A 6,180-nucleotide genomic window follows, 5' to 3' on the forward strand; every position below is an offset into this window, starting at 1 on the left:
CTTTCTATATCTTCATATATCTCTAATGAAGATATTCTTTCTTTTAGCATAACCATAGCGGTTTCTATATTCATGGTTAAATAATCAACGATTCAATTGCATTGAAGTCACTCATGCTGAGAAAGTTAGTTGATAAGAAATAGTCAACCTTTCCTTTTGCATGAGCGGCTCTGGAGTAACTCCCAGGAATGCTTACGATGGTTTTATATTTAAAACCAACTCCTACATGTGTGCGATCTATGTTAAATGAAACCTTATAGAATATTAGTGATGTTATATTGTTTTTCAGCCCATCTTTATTAAATGTATCACTTCGGATGTCAGGTTTATTTGGGGATTTTTTTGCAGTATATCTGGATAACTCTGGTGTTATAAAGTTCATTTCATGAACTGAATACTGAGTTTTGTTGTAAGGCGCAGTATTCTGAACGCAAATCAAACTAATTGAGTTAAATATATCCTTTGTTGATATGCTGGATACTTTTGCATGATTGAGTATTTCTGTTTTAATTTTTGGAAGCAATATATCATATGATTGCTTGCAATACTCATGACTATCGTCATCTATGACGTCAACAAGCATAAATGCTTTGTCTTTTGTCAGTATTAGACAATCGATGTACTGGTTTTTTACAGATTCAAATCCATATAAAGAATCAAAGTTCTCCATCCCCGGATGTTTTTGAGGGTCTAATGATGTTTTTTTATTTGATTCTTTTATGATAGGGAAGAAGCAAACCTTACAGTTTTCGTAATCTATCCAGTAACTGTTATTTTTTTTATCGCTAAAGTCTTCGGTTCTATCTACGATGTCTAACGCATTTTCTTCAGGCAATGATGGTATTTTTTTAAATAATCTAGTGAGATCCTTGTTATTTATATGAATGCTGTAAATTGCTTTGTTATTAATAGTTAGTATGGATAATGCATATTTCTTAATTTCTTTAAAAACTAAGTCGAATGATGTGGGATTGTTTTTCTTAAGTTCATTGAAACTTACACTCAACTTCTCGTAGGTAGATCTCCGACTATTGCTCATCATCTTTTCTAGCTGATGATGTTTCAGAAACTCGCGAATGAAATCCCAGTTACCCCGCATCGAAAAAAGAAAGATAGCACTCTGTTCTTGCTCATTTAAAACGTCAATGAGCATGTCTTCATTAGATACAACTCCAGCAATAGCAACAGCCTTCATCCTTCAGTACGCCTTATTTTTATATGATTGCACTGAAACAAGCCTATATCAGATAACAGCTCTTTTCTATGGTTCGCTTTTTTTAAATGCCATATCGGTATATAACATTAACCATATACTTAACAGCCAGTACACACGGAGTCCCCTCTACCGAGGTGTCACCGTGACTGGTTCAGGGGGCTCGCCGCCCCCCGAAACCCCCGGCATCCACTGCGAAAAATTCTCACAGTGGTGCGAATTTTTTCTCAGCGGAGCCTATGGAAAAGCGAACAAAAGAGATCAAAATCCGTATGACCGAGACTGAGCATCAGCGCCTGCTTGAACGGTGTGACCGTCGTCATCTTGCAGAGTGGTTGCGTCAGCTTGGTCTGGGAGAACAGACATCACGTCAACGGCCAGTTCCTAAAGTTGCGCCTGAGCTTCTTCGTCAGGTCAGTGGCATGGGCAATAACCTTAACCAGATCGCTCGGCGCCTGAATCAGTCCGATTCTTTGACGCCTTCTGAGCGTATTTCACTGCTTTCCATCCTGAACAGCCTCGACCGTCAGCTAGGGGAATTACTGGAGCAGTATCGTGATCGTTAAAATCCATTCCCGCGGGGCTGGTTCTGGCAGTGGTCCGGTTGATTACCTGCTGGGAAAAGACCGTCAGCGAGAGCAGGCCACTGTATTACGGGGTGACCCTGATCGTGTATGCGAGCTGATAGACAGCTGTGATTTTACCCGTTCGTATACCTCCGGCGTGCTGTCTTTTCAGGAGCCGGATATTGCCGACTCTGAGAAATCCCGCCTGATGGACGAGTGGGAACAGACCCTTATGACGGGATTAGAGCGTGATCAGTACAATTGTCTCTGGGTAGAGCACCGCGACAAGGGACGGCTTGAGCTGAATTTTGTTATCCCGAACATCGAATTGCAGAGCGGAAAACGGCTGCAACCCTACTTTGACCGCGCCGATCGCCCCAGAGTTAATGCGTGGCAGACCCTTACCAACGACCGCCTCGGATTACGTGACCCAAATGACCCACTTAATCGCCGCCCGATGACGCAGGCCAGCGACTTACCCCGCGACAAACAGCAGGCCGCAGAGAAAATCACCGCCGGCCTGATGAACCTGATGCAGCAGGGCGAGATCCGCGGCCGCCAGGATGTGATTAAGCAGCTGGAGCGTTATGGCCTGAGTGTGGCGCGGGAAACTAAAAACAGTATCAGCATTGCCGATCCGGACGGCGGAAAAAATATCCGGCTGAAAGGAATGATTTATGAGCGAGATTTTAAATTTGGCGAAGGGCTTCGAGGAGAAATCGAAGCAGCAGGCGCAGGATACCGAGCAGAGCGTGAAGCGCGAGTTCGAGAGGCTGGAAACGTCTATCAGCGAGGACTTGAAATCAAGCTCGCAGAGCATCAGCAACGCTATCCGCGAACAGAACGACCAACTGACGGGCATAGTCAGATATTCCCTCCTGAGCGCACTGGGCTGGATATTCCTGTTCGCCGCGATGCTGATCATGATACTGGGCGGGATAATCTGGTATCAGGGAACGGTCATCACTTCCCGCCTGAACGAAATGGACAGCTACAGCCAGCAACTGGAGAGCCTGAAAGCCCAGAGCGGCGCAGGGGTAGCGATTTACAAGGACGACAAGCAGAAGAATACCTATCTTGTGGTACTGCCGAAGAAAGCGCATGGCACCGAGACCTACACATCGACAGCCGGAAACACCGTGATGAAGTACACCGCGAAATAACCCCGTTAGACACCACAGAAACGCCACAGCATGCTTTTATCACTGAGGACAAGCAAAACCATGACCGAGATGGAAAGGCAGCTTCTGAGCGCCTTGGAAAGCTTACAAACAAGCTACGAACAACAGCAGCAGGCGTGGCAGGACAGTTACATCAGCTTGCAACGCATGTTCGAGACTACCTCACAGGCACTGGAGCGCAACGACAGGGTATGTCTGAACTTGAGCAATCAGGTGAACGCCTTGCACGAACAGGTCGAACGCTTGAGCAGCGATCTGAGCCGATTAACACGATCGTAAAGCAGCAAGAACGGCAGTTACAGCAGGAGAAGCAAGCAACCCGCTATCGAGGTCAGTCCATGTAACGGCTGATGGCACAGAAAGCGGCTTTCCAGAGTGTACCTCTTGGTGTACATTGTACATTAAAAGATACAGGAGACAGCCGTGAGTCACGCGATTGAGTTTATCGAGACAACGATGTTTACCCGTCAGATAAAGCAAATCGCCACGGATGATGAACTCAAAGAACTCCAGAAAGAGCTTATCGAGTCACCGGAAAAAGGTGACCTCATCCAGAAAACGGGCGGTCTGCGAAAGATCAGGATGGCGACGGGGAATCAGGGAAAAAGCGGCAGTGCGCGGGTGATTTACTTCCTTGCTACCGCTGAGGTGATTTATCTGGTAATGGCCTACCCCAAAAGCACCAAAGACAGCATCACAGACGCAGAGAAAGCCGAACTGAAGAAGCTGACCCAACGACTGAAAGACGAGGTGTAACATGAGTTTTTTTGACGAGCTGAAAGCCTCTCTGGAAGAGGCCGTTGAAATCAAAAACGGAACCAAAGTCCCCGCCCGAGTGACCCGCTACGAGCTGGCAGATGTCAGGGCTATCAGGGAAAACCTGAATATTACTCAGAGCGAAATGGCGAAAGTACTGGGAACCAGCCTCGATACCATCAAAAGCTGGGAAACCGGACGGCGTAACCCGACCGGTCTGGCCGCAAAAGTGCTGGCCACCATTCAGGCTAACCCAAAGTTTTTTGATGAACTGGCGGCGCATTAAGCTGATGTGACAGAAGAAATTCGACAGGCGAGGCCGTTCGCGTGTAACTTTAACGGCAGCAGAAAAAACGAAGCCCCGGAAATCATGAACTATCTTGGCGGATGAGCATGATTACCAGGGCCAGGTACGAAACCTAAGAAGGATATTAGCACATGAACCGTGCCATACAACAGCCCGCCATAAGCGCAGGGCACATTGCGTAACGCAGCACTCGAACTTTTCAACGATCGCTTACCGCATAAACCGTACTTCTCGGATGATTTGCACTTTGGTGTCCGCATCGCAGGGAAAGAACGCGCTATTCTGGCTAAATATATCCAGTTCAATCAGCCTCACGCCATGTTCTGGCTGGGATTTGACGTTGACCGCATCGGCGCCGCCATTGACTGGAGCGACCGCAACGCTCCCGCACCTACACTGACCATCACCAATCCAGAAAACGGACATGCGCACCTGCTTTACGCGCTGGAAACCTCGATACGTACCGCGCCAGACGGAAAAATGAAGCCATTACGCTACGCAGCTGCCGTAGAGAACGCGCTACGTAAAAAATTGGGCGCTGACACGGGCTATTCGGGGCTAATTTGTAAGAATCCGAACCACAGTCACTGGAAAATTGCCGTATGGCAGCCTGAACTCTACACGCTGGACTGGTTAGCCGACTCACTCGACCTGAACGCCGCGAACGACAAAGAAATTGTCGCCGATTATGGTTTAGGCCGTAACTGCACCCTGTTCGACAAAACCCGCAAGTGGGCATACCGCGCTATCCGTCAGGGCTGGCCTGAGTATGAGCAGTGGTTACAAGCCTGCTATGAGCGCACAAACGCTTATAACCTGCAATTTGCAGTGCCGCTGGATGAAAATGAAGTCAGAGGAATAGCTAAAAGTATTGCCAAATGGACGAGTAAAAATTTTAGTCATGAGTCATTTCATGAGTATGTAAAAATGACACACAGCTCAGAAATTCAAAAAAAACGTGGGGCTCTAGGTGGAAAAGTAAGTAAGGGGGGCGGAAGAAAGAAAAACCCTAGTTCAGTGGAGTCCCTTGCTCCTTGGGAAGAGCAAGGGATTAGTCGTCGAACATACTATCTTCGCAAGTCTATTTCTCTGGAGAGTAATTAAGATATATTGGGATGTGAATCACTCTGTAATCATTACCACTAACCCCATGATTATGTGTGGTTATTTTTATATTGTGATCATTGTCAAAGCACTCTTCTTTTGAAATGTTTGAACTCCTTGATTTTAGTTCCATCATCCACTTTGACATGAAATTATTAACTTTCTTTTGCCCACAATATAGAATTAACCCACCTGATTTTGAATTTGCACCACTTATTGAATATCGTGTCATTAGTTGAGTGAATCCATCATAAACCCATTGGTAGTCTGTTGCTTTTTTTGCTTCACCGAGCCATTTATTAGAATCTAACTCAATGATTATATCGCAGTGACCGCCATTATTGGATTCTCTACTTACCTTTAAACCGAAAACACTATATCTGTTTAATATGTGCAAAAGAATATCAGAATAGGCATCTTCAGATGTATCTTCGTATTTTAAATGGTTTCTAGATTCTGCCATGGATACGGACGCATCTACAACTAACTCATGAACTAGGTTTTCAAAAGCACTCCACCTAGACCGTGCCACTCTAAATTTAGTTAGGAGCTGATAAACTCTCAATTCATCAGGAGATGCATCAGATAAATTATCTAGTTGAAAGCTTATCATTGATCCCGCCAATTAATATTATCTGTATATGCATCATTTATAACGAATGTCGGAAATATAAAATCATTGTAATCATATATGAGCTGATCAGGGTTTTTGGGGTTTTGTAAGTAACCTGTTGTATACGCATCAGCCATGTCATCATTACTGATCTCAATAGGTTCATCGTGATCATCGATTATCAATAGGTATTCAAGCTGAAGAAATTCTATATCTGGGTGAGTAAGTAAAGTGATTAATTCAATGTGACTCAAGATTATGTTGTTGTTTTCTATGATTTTTTTTATCATTCCCATAGATAAGACAATGCTTTTAGGGTTCTCGTTCAAGCTGAAGGCAGCCCTAGCGAACTTTAAAGTATCACTTTCTATATCTTCATATATCTCTAATGAAGATATTCTTTCTTTTAGCATAACCATAGCGGTTTCTATATTCATGGT

At 44.9% G+C, this 6,180-nt stretch carries 9 protein-coding genes and 1 pseudogene; 7 read left to right on the forward strand and 3 right to left on the reverse strand.

The window, feature by feature from the left end; all coding sequences use genetic code 11:
• Positions 1-76: 76 nt before the first annotated feature.
• Positions 77-1,195, reverse strand: coding sequence for a hypothetical protein (locus JK211_RS16375; protein WP_212709689.1), 1,119 nt, complete (start codon positions 1,193-1,195; stop codon positions 77-79).
• A gap of 257 nt (positions 1,196-1,452) precedes the next feature.
• Here JK211_RS16375 and JK211_RS16380 point away from each other — a divergent pair, with 257 nt between their 5' ends.
• From JK211_RS16380 to JK211_RS16410, 7 genes and pseudogenes are all read left to right on the forward strand, one after another.
• The gene (locus tag JK211_RS16380) at positions 1,453-1,779 is read left to right on the forward strand and encodes a MobC family plasmid mobilization relaxosome protein (RefSeq protein ID WP_212709690.1); all 327 of its coding nucleotides are present in this window, start codon (positions 1,453-1,455) and stop codon (positions 1,777-1,779) included.
• A gap of 157 nt (positions 1,780-1,936) precedes the next feature.
• A pseudogene (locus tag JK211_RS17165) lies at positions 1,937-2,086 on the forward strand (nuclease); the annotation flags it as partial.
• Positions 2,087-2,456: 370 nt separating this feature from the next.
• On the forward strand, positions 2,457-2,942 hold the full coding sequence (locus tag JK211_RS16390) for an MbeB family mobilization protein (protein ID WP_212709691.1): 486 nt from the start codon (positions 2,457-2,459) through the stop codon (positions 2,940-2,942).
• Between the two features lie 69 nt (positions 2,943-3,011).
• Positions 3,012-3,239: an MbeD family mobilization/exclusion protein gene (locus tag JK211_RS16395; protein ID WP_249213831.1), complete on the forward strand. Its 228-nt coding sequence runs from the start codon at positions 3,012-3,014 to the stop codon at positions 3,237-3,239.
• Positions 3,240-3,383: 144 nt separating this feature from the next.
• Positions 3,384-3,716 (forward strand): type II toxin-antitoxin system RelE/ParE family toxin, encoded by a 333-nt coding sequence (locus JK211_RS16400; protein WP_129937481.1) that lies wholly within the window; start codon positions 3,384-3,386, stop codon positions 3,714-3,716.
• A 1-nt stretch (position 3,717) separates the two neighbouring features.
• Positions 3,718-4,002, forward strand: a complete 285-nt coding sequence (gene nadS, locus JK211_RS16405) for a NadS family protein (protein ID WP_212709693.1) — start codon at positions 3,718-3,720, stop codon at positions 4,000-4,002.
• A gap of 195 nt (positions 4,003-4,197) precedes the next feature.
• Positions 4,198-5,127 (forward strand): replication initiation protein, encoded by a 930-nt coding sequence (locus tag JK211_RS16410; RefSeq protein WP_212709694.1) that lies wholly within the window; start codon positions 4,198-4,200, stop codon positions 5,125-5,127.
• Here JK211_RS16410 and JK211_RS16415 read toward each other — a convergent pair.
• Positions 5,105-5,740 (reverse strand): hypothetical protein, encoded by a 636-nt coding sequence (locus tag JK211_RS16415; RefSeq protein WP_249213829.1) that lies wholly within the window; start codon positions 5,738-5,740, stop codon positions 5,105-5,107. The two genes, JK211_RS16410 and JK211_RS16415, sit on opposite strands and share 23 nt — an antisense overlap.
• The coding region (locus JK211_RS16420; RefSeq protein ID WP_249213830.1) for a hypothetical protein at positions 5,737-6,180 on the reverse strand (444 nt) is incomplete at its 5' end. The genes JK211_RS16420 and JK211_RS16415, both read right to left, overlap by 4 nt.

This window comes from Tatumella sp. JGM130 (genome assembly GCF_018257525.1).
GTDB lineage: Bacteria > Pseudomonadota > Gammaproteobacteria > Enterobacterales > Enterobacteriaceae > Tatumella > Tatumella punctata.